The sequence below is a fragment of the Mesorhizobium sp. M4A.F.Ca.ET.050.02.1.1 genome, from assembly GCF_003997725.1.
Classification (GTDB): Bacteria; Pseudomonadota; Alphaproteobacteria; order Rhizobiales; family Rhizobiaceae; genus Mesorhizobium.
Genome location: NZ_RZSG01001379.1, coordinates 1 through 687, shown reverse-complemented (window position 1 = coordinate 687; position 687 = coordinate 1). Strand labels below are relative to the sequence as shown.

Genomic DNA, 687 nt, shown 5'->3' with positions numbered 1-687 from the left:
ACGAGCGCCTGAGCTACGGCGAGCTCAATGCGCGGGCCAACCGGCTGGCCCATCATCTGATCGCCCTCGGGGTCAAGCCGGATCAGCCGGTGGCGATCTGCCTGGAGCGCAGCCCGGCGATGGTGGAGGGGGTCTTGGCGATCCTGAAGGCGGGCGGCGCCTATCTGCCGCTGGACCCGGCCTACCCCTGCGCGCGGCTGCGGCAGGTCCTCGGCGATGCCTCGCCGCGGCTGCTGCTTTGTGATGCGGCCGGACGCTCCGCGCTCGGCGCCGAGGCGCTGGCCGATGTCACGACGGTCGATCTGGATACGGCCACCCCGGCCTGGGTCGAGTTGCCCGCCTCGAACCCGGACCCGCGCGCTCTTGGCCTGACCGCATGCCATCTCGCCTATGTCATCTACACTTCAGGCTCTACCGGAGCCCCAAAGGGGGCAAAGAATGAGCATCGGGCTATTATCAATCGCCTGATCTGGATGCAGAAAGCCTACGCTCTTAATGCGACTGATGTCGTTTTGCAGAAGACGCCATTTGGCTTCGATGTCTCGGCCTGGGAATTCTTCTGGACGTTGCTTGAAGGGGCGACCCTGGTGCTAGCGCCACCGGCGGCACACAAAGACCCCGATGCGCTTGTAAAAGTGATCCTCAGCCAAAGGATCACCACTGCGCACTTTGTACCATCCATGCTGG

At 64.2% G+C, this 687-nt stretch carries 1 protein-coding gene; it reads left to right on the top strand.

The window, feature by feature from the left end; translation table 11 throughout:
- The coding region (locus tag EOA33_RS37630; protein ID WP_145989601.1) for an AMP-binding protein at positions 1-687 on the top strand (687 nt) is incomplete at both ends.